The 22,616-nt window shown below is 39.5% G+C and carries 21 protein-coding genes and 1 other RNA gene; 12 read left to right on the top strand and 10 right to left on the bottom strand.

The window, feature by feature from the left end; translation table 11 throughout:
• Positions 1-41: 41 nt before the first annotated feature.
• From FHX64_RS10110 to rnpB, 3 genes are all read right to left on the bottom strand, one after another.
• On the bottom strand, positions 42-914 hold the full coding sequence (locus FHX64_RS10110) for a serine O-acetyltransferase (RefSeq protein WP_183413741.1): 873 nt from the start codon (positions 912-914) through the stop codon (positions 42-44).
• A 49-nt stretch (positions 915-963) separates the two neighbouring features.
• Positions 964-2,571, bottom strand: a complete 1,608-nt coding sequence (locus tag FHX64_RS10105) for a S41 family peptidase (RefSeq protein WP_183413740.1) — start codon at positions 2,569-2,571, stop codon at positions 964-966.
• A gap of 46 nt (positions 2,572-2,617) precedes the next feature.
• Positions 2,618-2,968: RNase P RNA component class A (rnpB, locus tag FHX64_RS10100), an RNA gene on the bottom strand.
• A gap of 425 nt (positions 2,969-3,393) precedes the next feature.
• On the opposite strand from rnpB, the gene FHX64_RS10095 reads away from it, so the two are divergent.
• The 3 genes from FHX64_RS10095 to FHX64_RS10085 all read left to right on the top strand — a co-directional run bounded on the left by FHX64_RS10095 (position 3,394) and on the right by FHX64_RS10085 (position 8,553).
• Positions 3,394-4,875: a Do family serine endopeptidase gene (locus FHX64_RS10095; protein ID WP_183413739.1), complete on the top strand. Its 1,482-nt coding sequence runs from the start codon at positions 3,394-3,396 to the stop codon at positions 4,873-4,875.
• Between the two features lie 263 nt (positions 4,876-5,138).
• Positions 5,139-7,757, top strand: coding sequence for a valine--tRNA ligase (locus tag FHX64_RS10090; RefSeq protein ID WP_183413738.1), 2,619 nt, complete (start codon positions 5,139-5,141; stop codon positions 7,755-7,757).
• 4 nt (positions 7,758-7,761) lie between these two features.
• Positions 7,762-8,553 (top strand): inositol monophosphatase family protein, encoded by a 792-nt coding sequence (locus FHX64_RS10085; protein ID WP_183413737.1) that lies wholly within the window; start codon positions 7,762-7,764, stop codon positions 8,551-8,553.
• 61 nt (positions 8,554-8,614) lie between these two features.
• Here FHX64_RS10085 and FHX64_RS10080 read toward each other — a convergent pair whose 3' ends face one another.
• The 5 genes from FHX64_RS10080 to radC form a co-directional block, all read right to left on the bottom strand.
• Complete coding sequence (locus FHX64_RS10080) at positions 8,615-9,487, bottom strand: IS3 family transposase (RefSeq protein WP_183413736.1); 873 nt, start codon at positions 9,485-9,487, stop codon at positions 8,615-8,617.
• Between the two features lie 7 nt (positions 9,488-9,494).
• A complete protein-coding gene (locus FHX64_RS10075; RefSeq protein WP_183411862.1) occupies positions 9,495-10,325 on the bottom strand; it encodes an IS5 family transposase in 831 nt (276 codons plus the stop codon).
• Positions 10,326-10,403: 78 nt separating this feature from the next.
• Positions 10,404-10,838: a hypothetical protein gene (locus FHX64_RS10070; RefSeq protein ID WP_221202195.1), complete on the bottom strand. Its 435-nt coding sequence runs from the start codon at positions 10,836-10,838 to the stop codon at positions 10,404-10,406.
• Between the two features lie 122 nt (positions 10,839-10,960).
• Complete coding sequence (efp, locus tag FHX64_RS10065) at positions 10,961-11,524, bottom strand: elongation factor P (protein ID WP_183413735.1); 564 nt, start codon at positions 11,522-11,524, stop codon at positions 10,961-10,963.
• 153 nt (positions 11,525-11,677) lie between these two features.
• Entirely contained in the window at positions 11,678-12,379 is a 702-nt protein-coding gene (radC, locus tag FHX64_RS10060; RefSeq protein WP_183413734.1) for a RadC family protein, read from the bottom strand.
• Between the two features lie 233 nt (positions 12,380-12,612).
• Between radC and FHX64_RS10055 the strand changes: the two genes are divergently transcribed.
• From FHX64_RS10055 to FHX64_RS10015, 9 genes are all read left to right on the top strand, one after another.
• Positions 12,613-13,197 (top strand): RNA polymerase sigma factor, encoded by a 585-nt coding sequence (locus tag FHX64_RS10055; RefSeq protein WP_183413733.1) that lies wholly within the window; start codon positions 12,613-12,615, stop codon positions 13,195-13,197.
• A 368-nt stretch (positions 13,198-13,565) separates the two neighbouring features.
• Positions 13,566-14,801: a peptidase T gene (gene pepT / locus FHX64_RS10050; RefSeq protein ID WP_183413732.1), complete on the top strand. Its 1,236-nt coding sequence runs from the start codon at positions 13,566-13,568 to the stop codon at positions 14,799-14,801.
• Positions 14,802-14,846: 45 nt separating this feature from the next.
• Positions 14,847-15,944, top strand: coding sequence for a glycine cleavage system aminomethyltransferase GcvT (gene gcvT / locus FHX64_RS10045; protein WP_183413731.1), 1,098 nt, complete (start codon positions 14,847-14,849; stop codon positions 15,942-15,944).
• 114 nt (positions 15,945-16,058) lie between these two features.
• On the top strand, positions 16,059-16,226 hold the full coding sequence (locus FHX64_RS10040) for a DUF362 domain-containing protein (protein ID WP_183413730.1): 168 nt from the start codon (positions 16,059-16,061) through the stop codon (positions 16,224-16,226).
• Between the two features lie 77 nt (positions 16,227-16,303).
• Complete coding sequence (locus FHX64_RS10035) at positions 16,304-16,675, top strand: GtrA family protein (protein WP_183413729.1); 372 nt, start codon at positions 16,304-16,306, stop codon at positions 16,673-16,675.
• Complete coding sequence (locus FHX64_RS10030) at positions 16,676-17,095, top strand: RNA-binding S4 domain-containing protein (RefSeq protein WP_183413728.1); 420 nt, start codon at positions 16,676-16,678, stop codon at positions 17,093-17,095.
• A 28-nt stretch (positions 17,096-17,123) separates the two neighbouring features.
• Positions 17,124-17,684: a DUF4924 family protein gene (locus FHX64_RS10025; RefSeq protein ID WP_183413727.1), complete on the top strand. Its 561-nt coding sequence runs from the start codon at positions 17,124-17,126 to the stop codon at positions 17,682-17,684.
• Between the two features lie 360 nt (positions 17,685-18,044).
• Positions 18,045-19,028, top strand: coding sequence for a hypothetical protein (locus FHX64_RS10020; protein WP_183413726.1), 984 nt, complete (start codon positions 18,045-18,047; stop codon positions 19,026-19,028).
• 133 nt (positions 19,029-19,161) lie between these two features.
• Positions 19,162-20,391, top strand: coding sequence for a 3-deoxy-D-manno-octulosonic acid transferase (locus FHX64_RS10015; RefSeq protein ID WP_183413725.1), 1,230 nt, complete (start codon positions 19,162-19,164; stop codon positions 20,389-20,391).
• A gap of 83 nt (positions 20,392-20,474) precedes the next feature.
• On the opposite strand, the gene leuD is transcribed toward FHX64_RS10015, so the two are convergent.
• Together leuD and leuC are read right to left on the bottom strand one after the other, a co-directional pair.
• Entirely contained in the window at positions 20,475-21,065 is a 591-nt protein-coding gene (gene leuD, locus FHX64_RS10010; RefSeq protein ID WP_221202194.1) for a 3-isopropylmalate dehydratase small subunit, read from the bottom strand.
• A gap of 89 nt (positions 21,066-21,154) precedes the next feature.
• On the bottom strand, positions 21,155-22,549 hold the full coding sequence (gene leuC, locus FHX64_RS10005; RefSeq protein ID WP_183413724.1) for a 3-isopropylmalate dehydratase large subunit: 1,395 nt from the start codon (positions 22,547-22,549) through the stop codon (positions 21,155-21,157).
• Positions 22,550-22,616 lie beyond the last annotated feature (67 nt).

The following is a 22,616-nucleotide window of genomic DNA, read 5'->3' as shown; positions in this document are numbered from 1 at the left end:
GACTCGTTTTGTATCAAATGAAGAGTAATGAGTAGCGCAATCTATTTTTTCCCTGAAGCCTGAATTATTTTGGCTCCGGGTTCAATGTCTGTGTCAATCCAGATATTTCCTCCGATTATAGCTCCTTTCCCAACGGTAACTCTTCCCAGAATGGTCGAGTTTGAATAGATGATGACGTCGTCCTCAATGACTGGATGTCTTGGAATTCCTTTAATCGGATTTCCTTTTTCGTCAAGCGGAAAGCTCTTTGCCCCAAGGGTTACGCCCTGATAAAGCTTCACATGATTCCCAATAATAGTGGTTTCTCCAATAACAACACCTGTTCCATGGTCAATTGTAAATGAATTGCCAATTACTGCTCCCGGATGAATATCAATGCCAGTTTCGGAGTGAGCCAGTTCACTGATGATGCGAGGAATCAACGGAACGCCTAAAACAAGCAGTTCGTGCGCGATTCGATAATTGGAAATTGCCCGCAAAGCGGGATAACAGAAAATTACCTCGCCATAACTTTTAGAAGCAGGATCGCCAAGATAGGTTGCAATGACATCATCAGCCAACATTTGGCGTAGTTGAGGTAGCCGTTCGATAAAAGTTGCTGCAATGGATGAGGCATGTGATTGGGGAGGGGGCTCAGAACAGGAGAAACACAAACCTGCCATGATTTGTTCGGAAAGAAGCTGGTACAAACGTTCCACTTCCATACCGATATGGTATTTTATAGTGGCTCTGTCAACGGCAGCATTCCCAAAATATCCCGGAAAAATAATGGAACGGGATAAATGAACGATCTCTTCCAATGTAGCCAATGAGGGCATTGGAGTTCCTTCGTGCTGTTGATGGCACAGAACCTTGAAACTCTTGTAGTCGGCAAGTTTGCGAATCGATTCTGTGATAATTTCAGAATAAAGCATGGCGTTTGTTTTTATCAATTTTGGGCTTATGTCCGTATGTCCTTTGAATTTAATACCGGTCTTTTACATCTATCAGATGTGTGTATGCCCCCGGTGTTTCCAAAATGCTGACAGCTTTTCGGACAATTTCGTTATCGCTGTTCATAATGCGGTAATAATCTGTCCGCCCCCACAAATCATTAGCGATAAGAGCCTTTAGCTGGGTTTTAAGTAAGGATTTTGAAAGTCCGTACTGCTTTGCATTGAAGGTAATTTTCTGATCTGTTGCTGACTGGATGATTTGTTTGAATACAGTATCGGGAATAGAATAGTGTTCATTAAAGCTTTTGAATGTGGCGTATTCTTTTGACAAAGTCTTTCGGTTCTGATCGATATATTGCATGATCACTTTGTTGACGATACCTTTCGCAATGATATCGCGCAGATAATTGGTGAATGTGATAGTGTCTAACGGAACAAATATATCAGGCATAATACCTCCGCCGCCGTACACCGTACGACCTAAACGCAATGTTTTGTATTTTAAAGAATCAGCGAAATGGATGCTGTCTGCGTGTTCAAATTCACCTCGTTTATAGCGTAACATAATATCTTCGTCGTATTTTACAAAACCATCCTTGTAAGGTTTTTGAATACATCGACCCGAAGGGGTATAATAATGAGCCGTAGTTAAACGCAGCATAGAACCATCTGGTAATATCACAGGGCGTTGTACCAGCCCTTTCCCAAAAGAGCGCCTTCCAACAACTAAGGCACGGTCCCAATCCTGCATGGCTCCGGTGAAAATTTCACTTGCAGAAGCAGTATATTCATCAATTAAAACAATCAGCTTCCCTGTTTGGAAATCACCACTCCCAGTGGCATAATAGTTCGTTCGGGGTTGGTGCACTCCCTGAGTGTGGACAATTTCATTCCCTTTTTGTAAAAACTCGTTAGCTAAATCAATGGCGGCATTCAGATATCCTCCACCGTTACCCTGCAGGTCAATGACAAGGTCTTTCATCCCTTCAGTTTTCAATTTATTGAAAGCTTCCATAAATTCTTTGAAGGTAGTGGCGCCGAAACTGTTGATTTTGATATAGCCGGTTTGAGGGTCGAGCATGTAGGATGCATCAACACTGTAAAGAGGTATCTTATCACGTGTAATACTAAAGTCAATAAGAGAAGGGACGCCGCGACGCAAGACCTTTACATTTACGATGGAGCCACGTGGACCACGTAAACGCCGCATGATGTCTGAATTCTGCATTTTGACACCAGCCACCAGCGTATCTTGGATATAAATGATGCGATCGCCCGGAAGAATGCCAACTTTGGCAGCAGGACATCCAGATATGGTCTGAACAACATAAAGTGTGTCTTCTAACATCTGAAATTGAATTCCGACGCCATCAAATGAGCCTTCTAACGGTTCGTTCATACGTTCCACTTCGTCTTTGGGAATATATACCGAGTGGGGATCTAGATCGTTTAGCATACCGACAATGGCGCTGGACACTAATTTATCGTCATTTACTTTCGTTACATACAATGCATTGATAGCATTGAGCGTATAAACAAACTTTGCGCTGCTCGGATTGAGTGAGAATTGTGACTGTGCTTGGATTGCCGTGAAACAGGATAATAGAAAAGCGACCGATAACAGATAATGTTTCATTTTGATACGGATAAATAATGTTTGTGATGCATAGAAAATTAGTTATATAAAAAGCAGGTCTATAAGCCGGGTTCTGTCTTCTGCTATGCAGAATGCCTGTCATTTATCTAGGATTGTTGTTGCCAACAATCTCAAGCGGCCTACCCTCCAACATTGGACGAGCAATCCTCAATCGTTGGTTTACATGGCCTTGCAACTCATAAGACGTACGGCCACTCATGTTGCCATGAATGCCGGTGAGCTCTTACCTCGCCTTTTCACCCTTATCCCGCTTAGGGACGGTTGTTTTCTGTTACGTTACTCTGCTTTTGCAAACAGCTTCCTGTTAGGAAATATGATGCTCTGTGTTGCCCGGACTTTCCTCTTCGCATTACGAAGCGACAAGCCGACCTGCTTTCTACGGACAAAGATAGCTTATTTCGTGCGAATATAAGTGTTTTGGCTGTGATGATTTCCGTTCTTCAGAATATTCCAAAGCGAAAAAGAATTTTATAAGACGACTGTTTTTACTTAAATTGGTGGAACTTGCATGAATGGATATGCAAAAGGCGATGATGCAGAGTATAGCGAACGTTTTTTGTTTAGATGATATATTCTTGCTTTTACTAACCGGTTCGTTATGTGATCGTTTTCTTTGATTTTAACATTTCGCTTCCGAGGTTTGCATTAACCTCTAAATCTCAAAATCGAAATGTTAAATGACACGAAAGGCAACAATATTTAGCATCGGGATAGTGACATATTCTCTTTTTTATGTTGATATTTGCCTTCGATTTTAAGTTAAATCCAAAGATATTTATTCACTCAAAAACAAGTAAACATATGAAAATGAAAGTTGTAAGTGTGATGCTTTTATTTATTGGTTTGACTGCAGCATCTGCTGAGGGCCATTCTAAGTATGCTAAGGAAATCGTGGCAACCGGAGGGTTTATCCAGACACCTATTTCGGATGCAGATTATGTAACTTCTGGTCATGATAATGCCGGTGGGCCTGACTTTACCGTTGCGGCAGCTCACACGGTTGATGCGGTTGTGCACGTTATGACAAAAATTATGCCTTCGTCTCAGGACATGAGTAATGGCATGCAACAAGATCCGTTTTTTAATTTCTTCTTTGGGATGCCTGATAATCCCCGCCGTATGGAGCCTCAAATGGCAAGTGGATCTGGCGTTATTATCTCAACGGATGGTTACATTGTTACCAATAATCACGTAGTAGCAGGTTCAAATAATATAGAAGTAGTGCTCAATGATAAACGTAAGTTTGATGCTACGGTTGTCGGTACAGATCCTAATACCGATCTGGCTTTGCTGAAGATTAATGCAAAGAACCTTCCAACGATCGTTTTCGGCAATTCGGATGATTTGAAAGTAGGACAATGGGTGTTGGCTGTAGGCAATCCTTTTAATTTAACATCGACAGTTACAGCAGGAATTGTAAGTGCGAAAGGAAGAAATATAAACATCATCTCCTCTAAAATGCCTATCGAATCATTTATTCAAACCGATGCTGCGATTAATCCCGGAAATAGCGGAGGTGCCTTGGTAAATACAAAAGGAGAACTGGTAGGTATCAATACGGCTATTGCGTCTGAAACAGGAACCTATGATGGTTATGGTTTTGCTATTCCGGTAAACATTGTAAAGAAAGTTGTAGCTGATTTGAAAAAATATGGTGTGGTACAACGGGCTGTCTTAGGTGTCACCATTCAGGATATTAATGCAGATCTTGCAAAGAAAAAAGATCTGAAGACGCTTAATGGAGCTTATGTGGCTGGGGTCGAAGACGGAAGCGCAGCAAAAGACGCAGGTATACTGGAAGGAGATGTTATTACCAAGATTAATGATATTACGGTCAATTCGGTTGCAGATCTGCAAGGGCAAATCAGCCAGTTTCATCCCGGAGATAAAATTTCCGTTACCATTAACCGTGCAGGTAAGGTTAAAACCATTGAAGCTACACTTCATAATGCATCAGGAGGAACCAAGTTAGTTCAGAATAAAGGACTTGAAGCATTAGGGGCTTCATTTGAAGAAATCAACAATACTCTTAAGCAACAATTGAATATATCGGGCGGCGTTCAGGTTGTCAGCCTGCAGGAAAAGAGCGTTCTGGCTCAGGCTGGCGTGAAAAAAGGTTTGGTGATTGTCAAAATTGACAATGAGCCAGTTTACTCGATTTCTCAGCTTCAGGCCATTGTAAATCATATTAATAATGCGTCAGCCCGTGATCACGGGTTATTTATCACTGGAATCTATCCCAATGGGGAAGTTGCTTATTATGCTATTGATTTGTCGAAATAGGTGTATGGTTTCTTACTAAAAAAGATTGTCTAGTTGATCTCCCGGCTTGTTAAAGTCGGGAGATTCTTTTATCTTTCAATTAGTGAGAAAGATAAAAGCACCTGAGAAAAACCACCATAGCATATAGTGTTTATAGCGGTTTTCGTTGGAGAATGATTTCCATATACTGTAAATGAAGATTCTGCGACGGGTTCGAATATTTTCGCTAATTTTGTGATTCAAATTGATCAATGACCTCTGTGTCATCTAACTTATAATGTTTCATGGAATTAGATAGCAAGTATAACCCTTCGGAAGTAGAATCGAAATGGTATCAATATTGGTTGGATCGCGGTTTTTTTCATTCAACGCCTGATGAACGTGAACCCTATGCAGTGGTTATTCCGCCGCCAAATGTGACCGGAGTATTGCATATGGGCCATATGCTGAATAATACTATTCAGGATATCTTAGTCAGACGTGCACGCATGCAGGGAAAAAATGCCTGTTGGGTGCCAGGAACCGATCATGCTTCGATTGCTACGGAGGCAAAAGTGGTGGCTAAACTTGCTTCGGAAGGAATCAACAAAAAAGATTTGTCACGGGAAGAATTCCTTGGACATGCATGGGAATGGACACACAAACATGGCGGTATTATTCTGGAACAATTGAAAAAGCTTGGAGCTTCATGCGATTGGAACCGTACCTGTTTTACAATGGATGAACCCCGTTCTGAAAGTGTCAATAAAGTTTTTGTGGATCTCTATAACAAAGGATTAATTTATCGCGGTGTGCGTATGGTTAACTGGGATCCGAAGGCATTAACTGCACTCTCCGACGAAGAAGTGATTTATAAGGAACAACAGGGAAAACTCTATTACTTACGCTATAAACTGGCTTGCGAAGATGGATATGCTGTCGTGGCTACCACCCGTCCCGAAACGATTCTTGGGGATACGGCAATGTGCATTAATCCGAATGATCCGAAAAATGCTCATCTGAAAGGCAAAAAAGTAATTGTCCCGCTCATTAACAGGGAAATTCCTGTCATTGAAGATGACTATGTGGATATTGAGTTCGGAACAGGCTGTCTGAAAGTGACACCGGCCCATGATGTTAACGACTATATGCTGGGCGAGAAATATAATTTGCCTTCCATTGATATTTTCAACGACAATGGCACGCTAAACGAACATGGAGCAATGTATGCCGGGATGGATCGATTTGCGGTACGGGAACAAATTGAGAAAGATCTGGAAGCTGTTGGTCTGCTTGAGAAAGTGGAAAATTATACTAACAAAGTAGGCTTCTCGGAACGTACCAATGTGGTGATAGAACCAAAGCTTTCGATGCAATGGTTCTTGAAGATGGAAGAATTGGCAAAGCCTGCTTTGGAAGCGGTGATGGATGATGAAATTAAACTCGTTCCTCCGAAATTCAAAAATACCTACCGGCACTGGATGGAAAACGTGAAAGACTGGTGCATCTCCCGTCAGTTGTGGTGGGGACATCGTATCCCGGCTTATTATCTGCCGCATGGAGGGCATGTTGTGGCGTTGACCAAAGAGGAAGCTTATACAAAAGCGTTGGCAATGACGCCCTATCCTTTGTCTATAGATGATTTGCGACAGGACGAAGATGTGCTCGATACCTGGTTTTCTTCATGGCTATGGCCGATTTCTGTTTTTGATGGCATTAATCATCCCGATAACCCAGATGTTAATTATTACTATCCTACGGCTGACTTGATTACAGCTCCCGACATTTTGTTTTTTTGGGTAGCACGTATGATTATTTCCGGTTATGAATATCGACAAAAACCTTGTTTTCATCATGTGTATCTTACTGGAATCGTACGGGATAAGCTGGGACGAAAAATGTCGAAATCGTTAGGAAATTCTCCTGAACCGTTGGCTTTGATCGAAAAATATGGAGCCGACGGAGTTCGCATGGGAATGATGTTGTCAGCGCCTGCCGGTAACGATATTTTATTTGATGAAGCTTTATGTGAGCAAGGACGCAACTTCAATAATAAGATATGGAATGCATTGCGATTGATAAAAGGATGGGATATTGCAGATATCGAACAACCTGAATCTTCTCAGATAGCGATCCGTTGGTTTGATTCCAAATTGAATCAGACTATTGAAGAGATAGATGATTTATTTGGGAAATATCGCATCAGTGAGGCATTGATGTCCGTATACAAACTTTTCTGGGATGAATTCTCTGCCTGGTATCTGGAATTAATCAAACCGGCATATCAGAAGCCAATTGACAGTAAGACATTGGAAGCTACCATTGCTTTCTTTGAGAAGTTGCTTAAATTGTTGCATCCGTTTATGCCTTTTATTACGGAAGAACTTTATCATGCATTGAAAGAAAGGAGTGCAGGAGATAGCATTATGATAAGCCTTTTGCCTCAGTCCGGAGTAATTGATACAACCTTGTTGGCTACATTTGATAATGCAAAAGAGATTGTTGCTGCCATCCGGACAATTCGGTTACAAAAAAATATTCCTAACAAAGAGCTACTTGTGTTACAGATCATGAATGGTTCATTACCTGAATTATCGGCTGTAATGCTCAAAATGGCTAATCTGCGCAAGATCGAAATAATCAGTGAAAAGGCGACTGGTATTGCTCCCTTCATGGTAGGCACTACGGAATATGCTATCCCATTGGAAGCTTTGATCGACGTGCAAACAGAACTAAAGAAATTGCAGGATGAGCTATACTATCAGGAAGGGTTTTTGGCATCGGTCAATAAGAAACTTGGAAATGAGAAATTTGTAGCCAATGCCAAACCCGAAGTAGTAGACATGGAAAGGAAAAAGCTGGCTGATGCCGAAAGTAAAATCATGTCACTAAAAGAGGCCATTGCCGCTTTGAAAACAACATAAGAAAATGGATTATCAGGAACTGTGTTTATTGGTTTGTATACAAGCCCGTGCTGCAGGTAAATTTATAGCAAACGAACGTGCCCATTTCGATCTGAGTAAGGTGGAAAGTAAAGGATTGCACGATTTAGTGAGTTATGTGGATAAAACATCCGAACAACAATTGGTAGAGGCATTACAACCTCTTGTGCCTGATGCGGGGTTTATCGTGGAGGAAGGTACTTCTACCAAACGGGGAGAGCATTTTAACTGGGTGATTGATCCATTGGACGGTACTACAAATTTTATCAGCGGTATTCCTCTTTATGCGGTAAGTATCGGATTACTGGAAGATAATGAATTGGTGTTGGGTGTTGTCTATGAGATTGGACACGATGAATGTTTTTATGCCTGGAAAGGGAGCAAAGCCTACCTGAACGGGAAGGAGGTTCATGTATCAGGTACAGATAATATTACTAACGCATTGTTAGCAACAGGATTTCCGTATTCTAATTTTGACCAACTGGATAATTACATAGCGTTGATGAAGTGGGGGATGATAGAAGCACGGGGCGTTCGTCGACTTGGATCGGCAGCGACTGATTTGGTTTATGTGGCATGCGGCCGTTTTGATTCGTTTTTTGAATACGATTTAAAACCCTGGGATGTTGCTGCTGGAGCCTTTATTGTAAAACAAGCAGGAGGGACGGTAATTGATTTTTCAGGAGGTGATCAATATCTCTTTTCCGGTGAAATTGTAGCTTCAAATCAGGCTTTATCTGCGGTGATGCAGGAAAAAGTGTCTGCTTTTATGCGCTAATTTGCTATTGACTAGTCCTAAAAAACCGTTACAGGTTTATTGAACAAAAATACTCTTTTTATCAAACCTTATCAAGGCTAGCCTTGATAAGGTTTTGCTTTTTATAATTTCTAATTTTTATTTCTTTTTGGCAGTGCATCTGTTCAGGTGTTTTCATGTAACACGACCAGTGTGGCCTTTGTGTATTGTAAATATGAACAGCATCTTCTACCAATAATTTCATTGTTTTGATATCTACCAGATAATCCTCCAGAAAAAACTCCTGTTTTAATATCCCATTTACCCTCTCAGCTATCGCATTGGCATAAGGGTCATAATGCTCAGTCATACTTGGTATAATCTTTTTCTTTTTCAATACATTTTGATAATCGTTACTGCAATACTGTAATCCTCTATCCGAATGATGGATCAGTTTGTTTTTATATTTTTTTTGTTTAATGGCCATGTTTAATGCTCTCAAAGAACCTTCAGTGGACAAACTATTAGAAACATCATAACCCATGATCTTTTTGGAATATGCATCTGTAACTAATGCCAGATAACAGTTCCTGTCCCTGCCCCCGATATAAGTTATATCCGATACCCAAACCTGTTCGGGATGGGTCAGTTCTATATCTGCCACCAAATTCTTGTGCTTTCTAAAACGATGGTGGGAGTCTGTGGTTATACGATAATTTCTCTTTGGTTTAATCAACATCTGATTAGCCTTTAGTATAGATAGAAACTTGTCACGGCCAACATGTAATTCTATTAATGGTTCATAAAGAAGATAATATAACTTCCTGAATCCTATTCGGGGCATATTTTTCCGTATGGGACGAACCATTGTTAATACTTGCTCTGCCTTGTCCTGTTTCTTCTGTTTTGACCTACAATAACGATAATAAACCTGTCTACTTACCCCGAGCAATCCACAGGTGGAGGTTTTGCTCACTTTGAAGTCATCTTGACTTTTTCTGTTTAGTAATTTTCTTAAGTAGTATCACGATAAAAGCGATAAGGTTAAAGCTTTGCCAACTGGAGCAAGTAACATCAAATCTGTTCAATAGAGATCTGAAACTATCCATCCATGCATTGGTTCTTTCTATGCAATAGCGTTGCTGATAGAGCAATTCATCGAAGAATATATCATCCGTATGTGCTGCGTTACGCCAGTTAATAGCGATGTTGGGTATTATTTCATGGGAAGAACAGAATTCTCTGAACTCCGCAGAGTCAAAACCTGCATCGGCATTAAGAAAAAGACCATCAACTCTTATATCGGAGTTATTCAGCGAATCAATAATGTCGGTAAAACGTTCTTTAATTTGATGTAAATCATTGTGATTCCCTTCTATCGGGTCTGATATGGCCAATGGGATACCTTGTCTGTCTGTAAGATAAAGAGCATTGGTAGTCTTCCTTTTCTTCCGACCCTGATAAGCAACCTGTTCTCCTCCACGTAATGCGGGGGTATGGCTGCCATCCAAATCAACACTGGACATGTCCAATGAGGCTCTGTATTTATTCAATAAACCAAACCAGATTTGTTGTAACACTCCTGATTTACACCATGTACGAAAATAACCGAAAACAGTCTTATAATGCAATACGACATTAGAAAATAAACTTTTAACGGGCAACATATGCCATTGACAACCTGTTTTTAATTTGTACAATATGCAGTTAACAATCTCGGCGATATCACACTTTGTCCTGAACCCTCTCTTGGGTACAGGGATGAATGGCACTATTTCTTTATTTATTGTATCTTTGTCGAGTACTAAGTACATGGGGAAGAGTGGTGTTTTATAGTTTTGCTTTTCATAAAACGGCTCTTCCCTTTTTTTAGTATTTAAAGCTTGTAAAAGTCAAGACGAATTCTTTGTTTTCTTGGCTGAATCGGTCGACTGTTCGGGTAAAGAGTTTTTTCGGATAGAGATATTGTACTCTTTTTCTGCCATATCAACCATCATGTCAAAGAAAGCTGCTTTCATATCAGATTGCTCTGCCTGTTTTTCTAGAAATGCCTTTTGCTTTTCTAAAACCTTGATCTTTTGTTCTAATTCAAGGATCTTTTGATCTTTACTTTTTGGCATATTACTCGGCGTTTGATTTTCCCAATCAAAGGTACCATATTTTCTGAGCCAACCAACAACTGTGGATCTTCCCTGTATACCATATTTCTTCGTAGCTGATGTGACTGAGATATCTCCTCGTTCTATCTCTGAAATAATCGATAATTTAAAGGACATGCTATAATCCTTTTGAGTGTGCTTTACATACTGATTCTTAATTTCTTCCATTATTTTACGCTTTTTGTGTAACGCTATTTCAGGACGAGACATATTTATAATAAAAAAAGAGGTCGTAAGCTGTTGTGCTTGATGCGACCTCTTTTTTGTTTATGGATAAGATAATGTTACGTTTATTTTGCTCTTTCAACATACGAACCGTCTCTCGTATCTACCTTTATTTTTTCTCCGGCTTCAATAAATAAAGGAACTCGAACTGTTGCGCCGGTTTCAACAGTAGCCGGTTTTAATGTGTTGGTTGCTGTGTCACCTTTTAATCCCGGTTCGGTATAAGTAACCTGAAGTACGACGTGCGTAGCAACATCAGCATACAGAACAGTTTCTGAATCAGCGTGTGTAACTACTTCTACTGATTCTCCATCTTTCAGAAAATCAACGCCATTGATGTTTTCTTTTGGAATTGAAATTTGTTCGAAGGTTTCGTTATTCATAAAATGATATCCCATATCGTCGTGATACAGAAATTGATAAGGACGACGTTCGATACGGACTTCTTCAACGCGAACTCCAGAGTTAAAAGTTTTGTCGATGACACGACCGGTTTGTACATTTTTTAGTTTGGTGCGTACGAAAGCCGGACCTTTCCCTGGTTTTACATGAAGAAATTCAACAATAAAGAAAAATTGTCCATCAATATCGAGGCACATTCCATTTCTAAAATCAGCTGTAGTTGCCATAATAACAGATCAAATATGTTAAGGGTTTAGCGAAAAAATCGCATTATGATTATTCAGATTATTTGGATACGGTGTTCATTTTCAAAAAATAGGCGCCTATCCAAAGGGGGTACAAAGATAATGCAATATGCTTAAATTACCAAGAAATGACCTTCAACGTGATGGTATTCTGCCATTATCGGCAAAACTATAATATTGATGATGAGCGATTATTAGATGATCTAGCAACGATATGCTCATGATTTTGCATGCCTCAGCAAGCTTTGTGGTAATCTGCATGTCTTGCGTACTGGGTTCTGTATTGCCGGACGGGTGATTATGACATACTATAATTCCCGTGGCCAGTTTGTCAATGGCAAATTTCAGAATTTGCGGAATTTCAACAACAGTTTGACCAGTTCCTCCTTGTGATAGTCTCGTTTGCCCGATGATTTTATTCGCACGGTTGAGCAGCAATACCCAAAATTCTTCGTGTGGAATATCGGATAACAGTGGCTCAAATACATGAAAAACATCCTGACTTTCAGAAATTTTTGTTCGCTCGGTAGCTTCGGAAAGTTTTCTTCTTCGTCCTAACTCAAGTGCTGCAAGAATTGTAATGGCTTTCGCTTCTCCAATACCTTTGAAAGATTTTGTCAAAAAAGGAATATCCACTTTCCCTAAGTCATCCAGACTGTTATTGAGTTGGTGTAAAATACGCCGGGATAATTCCACTGCGCTTTCTTCTTTATTTCCCGATCCGATTAAAATAGCTAATAGTTCTGCATCAGACAATGCTCTGCTACCTTTATCAATCAATTTCTCCCGGGGACGATCCTCTTCTTTCCAATCTTTGATACTGAGTCTTTTTTCCATAACCCTTATTTTTGTTCACAAAGATATATAAAAGAAGGCTCTTATTCTTGAAGCATGATTAAAAGCAGGATTCAAACAGATCAAATATAGGGACAATAAAAAAATGCGTTTTTGTATTTGATTTCACAAACAAAGTGTAACTTTGCTTCTCATAAACACCTATTGTTAGGACTTCTTAAAATTTCATTTGCCTATGTAGAACAGTTACTTTTCAACCTTAAGTCGAAAATGTAATGAAAATATTATTCGCAAATTTGCCTGATGATGAATTGGTCAAATACTATCAAGCCGGCAATCAGGAAGCATTCAGAGAATTGTTGTCCAGGCATCAGGAACGAGTGTTCAAATATATTTATCTGATTGTCAGAAATGAATCTTTGGCAAATGATCTTTTTCAAGATACATTTGTAAAAGTTGTCACATTTATCAAACAATATCGTTATATTGAAAATGGACATTTTTTATCGTGGGTTATTCGCATAGCGCACAACCTGATAATGGATTATTATCGGAAAAATCAACCTGAAGTCTCTATTCATCAGCCAGATCATCCTTATGATTTATTGAATAACATTCGTCTTTCTGATCCTTCGGCAGAAGATGATTTAATTCAGCGCCAACTGGTAAATAATATCCGGGAGTTAATAAAGTATCTCCCTGATTTACAGCAGGAAGTCGTGCATTTGCGTTATTATGAAGATCTGAGTTTTCGAGAAATTGCCGATAAAACAGGTGTCAGCATCAATACTGCTTTAGGTCGTATGAGGTATGCACTTATTAATTTGCGTAAATTAGCGGATGAGTCGCTTTCAATTTGAAAGCATTAACACTTGAGATGCAATATAAAGTTGTATCTTTACGTTTAAAGATACAACTTCCAATATTTAATGTTTGCCTATGAAGAATCATTACTCATTCCCTCCTTTTTCACATCGAGATGAGGCTCAAAATTCTGCCCATATATTGCTGCCTAAGAAGTCAACCATTCAATTCATTATGTCGTATTCGGCAGCTTACTGGACCGTAGCGTCGCAAGATAAATGTTTCTCTGTAACAGAGCAGATTATGAACTAAATAAATCAAATTCATTGATCATTGAAACACAATCTATGTATTCTGTTATCTGATTGGAAAATCAAATAACGAATTATAGATTATGCCTCTTGGTTTTTTAATACAAAACTTTATGAATACAGAACTTGTAGATCGTTTTTTACATTATGTTTCTTTTGAAACTACTTCTGACGAAAATAGCGGTGTCACTCCGAGTACCCCTACCCAAATGATGTTTGCCAAGGTTTTGGCAGAAGAGATGAAGCAACTTGGACTGATAGATATTTCGATCAGCGAATATGGATATGTGATGGGGACTGTTCCCTCAAATGTTGCCCAGACCATTCCTACAATTGGTTTTATTGCACACATGGATACAAGTCCCGATATGACGGGGAAAAATGCTTATCCACGTGTAGAAAAAAATTATAACGGAGGAGATATCATATTGAATAAAGAGGCAAACATTATTCTTTCTCCACGTGATTTCCCCGAATTGCTACAGTATAAAGGACATGATATTGTTGTAACGGATGGCAATACTCTGTTAGGTGCTGATGATAAAGCCGGAATTGCTGAAATCATGACGGCAATGAGTTATTTGATTCAACATCCTGAAATCAAACACGGTACTATACGTGTTGCTTTTAATCCGGATGAGGAAATCGGATTGGGCGCCAGTAAGTTTGATGTCGCTAACTTCAATGCGGAGTGGGCTTATACACTTGATGGTGGTGAAATAGGAGAGTTGGAGTTTGAAAATTTCAATGCAGCCGGGGCAACCATTACTTTTAAAGGACGAAATGTCCACCCGGGTTATGCAAAAAATAAAATGATAAATTCATTGTTGATTGCCAACCAGTTTGTGAATATGTTACCTAAACAGGAAACTCCCCAGCATACTGAAAATTATGAAGGCTTCTATCACCTGACATCCATGAATGGAACGGTGGAGAAAACAACTATATCGTATATTATTCGAGACCATGATCGTGCAAAGTTTGAAAGCCGAAAAAAAGAGATGCAACAATGGGTTGCAAAAATCAATATGGAATATCCCAATTGTGCTACGTTGACTTTGAGAGATCAGTATTTCAATATGAGGGAGCAAATTCTACCGGTAATGCATGTGGTAGATATTGTGGAAGAATCAATGAGAGAGATTGGAATAGCCCCTAAAATTAAGGCGATTCGTGGGGGTACAGACGGAGCTCAGCTTTCTTTCAAAGGATTACCCTGTCCAAATATCTTTACCGGTGGGCATAATTTCCACGGACGATATGAGTATATTCCTGTTCAATCGATGGAAAAAGCAACTGAACTGGTTTTGAAGATTGTTCAAAAAATAACCCAGAAATATGCTCAGTGATTAAACATAAACAGTAATAAAATTGATTTATAATCTTATTTTCAAATGAAAACGACCCCATTTACGGAGTTACACATGGCTCTTGGAGCAAAAATGCATGAATTTGCAGGATATAATATGCCGATTGAGTATAGCGGCATTTTGGATGAACATTTTGTTGTTCGTTCAAAAGTAGGTGTTTTTGATGTTTCGCATATGGGCGAATTTTGGGTAAAAGGTAAAAGCGCATTACCTTTTTTGCAAAAAATTACCACCAATGATGTCTCCTCTCTTCCAATAGGGAAAGCTCAATATACCTGCTTCCCCAATGGCCATGGCGGCATTGTGGATGATTTATTGATTTATCACTACGAAGAGAATAAATATTTGTTAGTTGTAAATGCTGCAAATATTGAGAAAGATTGGCACTGGTGTGTTTCTAACAACACGGAAGGCGCCGAGTTGGAAAATAGTTCCGATCGTATGGCACAATTGGCAGTGCAGGGACCTAAAGCTACAAAAGTTTTGCAGCAGCTTACGGATGTCGACTTATCGTCAATTCCTTATTATAGTTTCAAAGTAGGTGAATTTGCTGGCGTTCCGGAAGTAATCCTTTCAAATACAGGTTATACAGGAGCCGGTGGGTTTGAACTTTATTTCTATCCTGAAGATGGGATGAAAATCTGGAATGCTATTTTTGAGAAAGGTAAATCTGAAGGGATTCAACCTATTGGACTTGGCGCCCGCGATACGCTTCGTCTGGAGATGGGCTTTGCATTGTATGGAAACGATATTGATGATTCTACTTCTCCTATTGAGGCAGGACTAGGCTGGATTACAAAATTTGTTCCCGAAAAAACATTTATGGATAGAATTTTATTAGAACAACAAAAAAAAGAAGGGGTTTCCCGTCGTTTGGTAGGATTCCGGTTGACAGCAAAGGGAATTCCAAGGCATGGATACGATATCGCCGATAATCAAGGAAATATAATTGGCAAAGTGACTTCAGGAACTATATCTCCTGTCCTTAAAGTTGGAATCGGAATGGGTTATGTGTCTACAACATTTGCTTCGCCGGGAAGTGAGATATTTATTTCTATACGGGAAAAACTAATTCCTGCACAAGTTGTGAAAATGCCTTTTTGTAAGGGAGTTATTGAATAATAGGAAAAATGCATTTGTGTTTTTTTGCAAAAAAATAGACGTTTGAGTTGCACTCTCTCAATTTATTTCCTACTTTTGTCCCAATTATGAATCTTAATTTAATCCTTTAAAGAAATGGCTTACGTAATTACAGAAGATTGCATTGCATGTGGAACTTGTATTTCAGAATGTCCCGTAGGGGCTATAAGTGAAGGTGATATTTATGTAATTGATCCTGATGTTTGCACAGATTGTGGCACATGCGCCGATGTTTGTCCTTCAGAAGCAATTCATCCGGCATAACTAAATGACAAACAAATTCTTCAAAACCATCTCCTGGTGAGATGGTTTTTTTGTGTCACTTCTTTCTCTGAGGTTTCATGCTGATACAATTTGTTCGTTTTTGTGTGGTTGGCGCATCCGGGACAATTATTGATTTCGGATTGACTTATCTCTTGAAAGAGAAGTTACGCTTGAACCCCTATGTGGCTAATTCTACGGGATTTGCAACAGCGGCTTCATCCAACTACCTTTTGAACAGGATATGGGCATTTCATAATCACAATCCGCAAATAGGGGAACAATATGCGTTGTTTATGTTGATAGCAGTAATAGGTCTGCTGATCAACAACGCTACGATTTACTTTTTGGTCAAGAAATGGCATATGAATTTTTATGTTTCCAAAGTAGTTGCAACAATCGTTGTGACGTTGTGGAATTTCGGAATGAATTATTTATTTACATTTCGATAGATGGGTAACGAAATTCGTATTGATAAATGGTTATGGACCATGCGCCTCTTTAAAACGCGATCGTTAGCGGCGGATTATTGTAAAAAGGGGAGGGTCATGATGCATGGGATATCTATGAAACCTTCTCACATGGTTAAAGAAGGAGATATTATTCAACTTCGTCGTCCTCCCGTGATGTTTTCTTTCAGGATTATTGCCATTTCTCCTAATCGATTGAGTGCCAAATTTGTGTCAAATTTTATGGAAAACGTAACACCACTAGATCAATTTGAGCTGTTAGAAGTTTCTCATATAAGTGGATTTGTTGATCGTGACAGAGGGTTGGGAAGACCAACCAAGAAAGAAAGGCGAGATCTGGATTTCTTTACAGACCAGAACTATGCTGACTTTCTATCTTTTGATGATGAGGATGAAGAATAATTTAGATCTGTTCATTTGATTGGATATTATGTTTGTTGCTAAAGAAAAAAAAGAGGAAAATATTGCGGAGTATATTCTCTATATGTGGCAAATTGAAGATTTAATCCGTGCCAATCAATTAGACCTTGATGCAATTCAACAAAATATCATTGCTTCATCTTCCCTTTCTCCTGATAAGAAAAAACAGCTTTTAGAGTGGTATTCAGATCTTATTGAAATGATGCGTGCTGAAAATATTCAACAAACCGGTCATTTACAGTTTGTTTCGAATGCTTTGGATGATCTGATAGATTTGCATTATGCGTTGGTCAAATCACAAAAACATGCTGATTATACTGCGCAACTTTATAAAGCATTACCCTATATGGCGGATTTTATACGTAGGTCAGAGGTGGCTTCACATGCAAAAGATGAAGTTGAAGGTTGCTTTGTCTTTCTATATGGCGTTTTTCTGTTGAGATTGCAACGCAAACCCTTAACCCAAGAAACCGAGCAGGCATTCGCACAAATATCAAAGCTTATTGCTCTTCTCTCTCTAAAATATAAACAGTTTCAGTTGGGAGCTTTAGATCCTGAATCACTAAGCTAACTCTGATTTTTATTTTGTGTAACGTCCTTCTCGCATTGAAAATATGAGAGAAGGACGTTTTTTTATCTGCTGCTTACTGTTGATTCTATAGTATTAGTCGTATATTTCAAATATGTTATATGTAATTAACTATATCGTAATGTAGATAAATTGTGGTTTATTCAAAATTGATTACTTTTGTAAGATTAAAATTTCACATGAATAGTAAACGCCGATGTTTAATAAGATTACGCTGATACTGTATGGTTGGTTATGCTATATGGTGATAGGGAAAAATCCAACAATAAATCTGATGACACAAATGATGTAATATGTAACAAACATATTGCAATTTCTTTTTTAATCTATAAATTATAAACTATGATTACCACACCATTCTCTAAGATTCTCTCTTCATTTTGTTGCGGTTTAACCGTTATTTTTTCTTTGTTTATATTTTCAGTAACAGTTCATGCCCAGGCACTTATTGATGTAAGTACATCATATGTGCAAGATTTTGATGCTATTGGAACTTCAAATACAGCTACTCTTCCGAATGGATGGGCTGCTGATAACACCGAAGGTGTAAGGGCAGTCGGGAGTTATGCAAATGCAGGTAATACAACGACAAGAAATGGTGGTGATAATATGAGTGGAACCGCTCATAATGGAATTTATAATTTTGGAGCTGGAGATCCTGATAAAGCTACGGAACGGGCATTAGGAGGATTGGCAAGTACAGATAATTCAAAGAGTGTCAATCTTTATCTACAACTTCAAAATACAGGAGCAGATCCCATCGGTTCTTTCAAGATTAGTTATGACGTAGAGAAATATCGAAATGGAAGTAATTCGTCGGGTTTTTCTGTGTCTCTTTATTATTCTACAGATGGTGAACATTGGACAGTTGCAGGCGATAAATTTATGACTGTTTTCCCCGCTGATGCGGATAATAGTGGATTTTCACCTACTCCGGGAAGTATCAGTTCTGTTTCAAATGAAGTTTTGTCATTACCTTCTGCATTGGCAAGTAATCAAAGTATTTTTTTGGCATGGAATTATTCGGTGTCATCGAAAAGTGTGACAACAAATGCCCAGGCGCTTGGTATTGATAATGTTGCTATTCAGGCATTGCAAGCCGTGGCTACAGATCTGAAAACTGCCAAGCAGTCAACAATATCTGTAGTCTCCACAAAAGGGAGAATCAGGGTAACTGGAGCTATTGAACCTGTTGAAATATATAGTGTTTCCGGATTGAAAATGACTACCATTAACAATGTTGCTTCTACTGTGGATATTCCGATTGCTTCCGGCTTTTATGTTGTCAAATCAGGAGATGATGTTTGTAAAGTCTTGGTTCAGTAGAGAGTTTTCGTTTTAATAATTTGTAAAAGAGACTGTTGTATAAGCACGGTCTCTTTTTTTATGCGCTACAATGTGTTGTTTTGATTGCAACAAAAAAGGTAACTTTGTACTTTCAAAAACACAACATTCAATTATGCGTCTATTATACACCTTGTCAATCCTTTCCTATCAATGTCTGGTGCGAATTGCTGCACTCTTCAATAGTAAAGCACGCCTTATGATACAAGGACAAAAGAATACCTTTGCTTTGCTTGATGCTAAGTTACAGAAAAATCAATATACCGTTTGGTTTCATGCTGCCTCGCTCGGCGAGTTTGAACAGGGGCGCCCTTTGATGGAAGATTTGAAACAACGAATGCCTGAAGCACAAATTGTATTGACCTTTTTCTCTCCGTCCGGGTATGAAGTCAGAAAGAAGTATGACTTGGCGGATGTGGTGTGTTACCTGCCATTTGATACGCCACATCAGGTTCATTCGTTTTTAGATAGGGTGCAGCCTCAAAAAGCGGTATTCATCAAATATGAATTTTGGGCAAATTATTTATATGCTTTACACAGACGTAACGTACCTATTTATCTGGTTTCTGCCATATTTCGTCCTAACCAGTTGTTTTTCAAAAAATACGGATTCTTCTACAGAAATCTTCTTTCATTATATGAACATTTATTTGTGCAGGATAAAACCTCCAGTGATTTGCTTGCGGCAATTGGCGTGCAGCATGTGACGGTGGCTGGCGATACCCGTTTCGATAGAGTAGCAACTATTGCCGGGCAGGCAAAACAATTGCCTGTTGTCGAAGCTTTCGCAACTGGAAATCATGTTTTGGTTGCTGGCAGCTCCTGGCCTGCAGACGAATCATTGCTTGTCTCTTTTTTTAATATACATCCTGAATTAAAACTTATCCTAGCCCCGCATGTAACCAGCGAATCGCATGTGGAAGCTATTTGTGCATCGTTGAAGCGACCATTTATTCGTTATTCACAAGCTACCATTGAAAATGTGGCGGCTGCGGATTGTCTGGTGATTGATAGTATTGGTTTGCTTTCGTCTATCTATCGTTATGGAGAGATGGCCTATATCGGAGGTGGTTTTGGTGTTGGCATTCATAACGTTCTGGAAGCTGCGGTGTACCACATTCCGGTTATTTTTGGACCTAACTATCATAAGTTTCGAGAGGCGCGTGATTTAATTGCTGAGGGTGGGGGATTTTCCATTGCATCCGGTGATGAGTTGAATGCATTGTTGCTTAGGTTTTTACAAGACGATCAATTCTTGGCTCAGGCAGGAGAAGCATCCGGCTTGTATGTGCAGAAAAACAAAGGAGCTTCGGACATTATTATGCAATATCTTCTAAAGAAGTAATTGTCCCTCTTATTTATCTGATAATAAAAAAGTGCATGCATAGGTTTTCAATGCATGCACTTTAATGTTCTCAGTTTAATGAGTTATGCTTCGTGTGCTTTTTCCCATGCTTCAATAGCTCCTTTTTTGCTTAGCAAATAGTCGATATCATCGAGACCATTCAGCAGGCATTCTTTTTTATAAGCATTGATTTCAAAACTTTCGGACACCCCACTTGCATTATTACGAATAGTTTGTTCTTCGAGGTTCACCGTAATCGTTGTTTTTGCGTTACTTTGAATATCTGCGAAAAGCTTTGCCAAAAAATTATCTGATACAACAACCGGTAGTACCCCGTTATTCAGTGCATTTCCCTTAAATATATCTGCAAAGAAACAGGATACGACTACTTTGAATCCATAGCCTGCGATTGCCCATGCAGCATGTTCACGGCTTGAACCGCTTCCGAAATTTTTTCCAGCGACCAGCATTTGACCGGAATAAGTGGAATTATTTAAAACGAAACTACTGATTGGTGCTCCTGATTTGTCATAACGCCAATCGGCAAACAGATTGGCACCAAATCCTTCGCGTGTGGTTGCTTTCAGAAAACGAGCAGGAATGATCTGGTCAGTGTCCACATTCTCAATGGGAAGGGGGACACAGGTTGATGTGATGGTTTGAAATTTTTCCATTATGTTATGAATTAATTTGTCTATGAAAATTAAGTGTTGGATGATTCATGTGATTATTGTACAGTATCATAACGAATCGTCGCTTTTGATTACAGCGTTCTTGGATCGGTGATTTGTCCTGTAATCGCTGCTGCTGCTGCAACCAACGGACCTGCAAGCAAAGTACGCGAACCAGGGCCTTGTCTCCCTTCGAAATTCCGGTTGGACGTTGAGACGGCATATTTACCTGCCGGAACTTTATCTTCGTTCATTGCCAGACATGCCGAACAACCGGGTTGACGAAGTTCAAATCCTGCATCTTCCAATATTTTATCCAATCCTTCGGCGCGAATTTGTTTTTCAACAGCCCAGGAACCCGGAACCAGCCAGACTATCACATTGTCAGCTTTTTTCTTGCCTTTTACAATGGATGCAAAAGCTCTAAAGTCCTCAATCCGGCCATTGGTGCAACTGCCAAGAAAGACATAATCAATGGCTTTCCCTTCCATTTGTTCGCCCGGAGCAAAACCCATGTACTTCAATGATTTTTCGAATGAAATTTGTCCGGCAGGATCAATCTGGTTGATGGACGGAATAGAAGCGTGGATTGAAATTCCCATGCCCGGATTGGTGCCGTATGTAATCATCGGTTCAATTTGTGAGGCATCAAAAGTCACTTCACGATCGAAAACAGCCCCCTCTTCCGTAGGTAATGTTTGCCAGTATGCCAATGCTTTACTCCAAGCTTCGCCTTTAGGCGCGAATTCGCGCCCTTTGACGTATGTAAAAGTGGTTTCATCGGGAGCAATCATGCCGCCACGGGCACCCATTTCGATACTCAGGTTGCAAACCGTCATCCGTTCTTCCATTGACAGTGAACGGATTGCTTCGCCGGCATATTCAACAAAATATCCGGTAGCGCCACCTGTTGTCAGTTGTGAAATGGTATACAAAGCAATATCTTTTGCTGTGACTCCTTGTTGTAATTTCCCGTTATAGGTGATACGCATGGTTTTGGGACGAGGCTGGAGGATGCATTGTGAAGCCAGTACCATTTCTACTTCGCTGGTTCCAATGCCGAAAGCGATGGAACCAAAAGCTCCGTGAGTGGATGTGTGACTGTCGCCGCAAACGATCGTCATTCCGGGCAGTGTCAATCCGTTTTCTGGGCCAATGACATGGATAATGCCATTTTTAGCATGTCCCAGTCCATACATGGTTAACCCGAATTCTTGTGCGTTACGGGTTAATGTATCCACCTGGTTTTTAGAAATAGGATCTTTGATTGGTTGGTCCTGAAACAAAGTCGGTATGTTGTGGTCGGGAGACAGAGTGGTTTTTTCAGGTCTGAAAACTTGTAACCCTCTTTTGCGTAATCCGTCGAAAGCTTGCGGACTGGTTACCTCATGACAGTAATGCCTGTCTATATAAAGTTGTGTCGGTCCGTTTTTAACGGCGGTAACTACGTGTGCATCCCAGATTTTATCAAATAATGTGCTTGGCATAACTAATGGTGTAATTGAAATTGCGTTATATATTTATTGTGAATATTTATTTTGGTATGAATTTTTG

The organism is Microbacter margulisiae, assembly GCF_014192515.1.
Classification (GTDB): domain Bacteria; phylum Bacteroidota; class Bacteroidia; order Bacteroidales; family Paludibacteraceae; genus Microbacter; species Microbacter margulisiae.
This window is presented reverse-complemented; position numbering and strand designations above follow the sequence as displayed.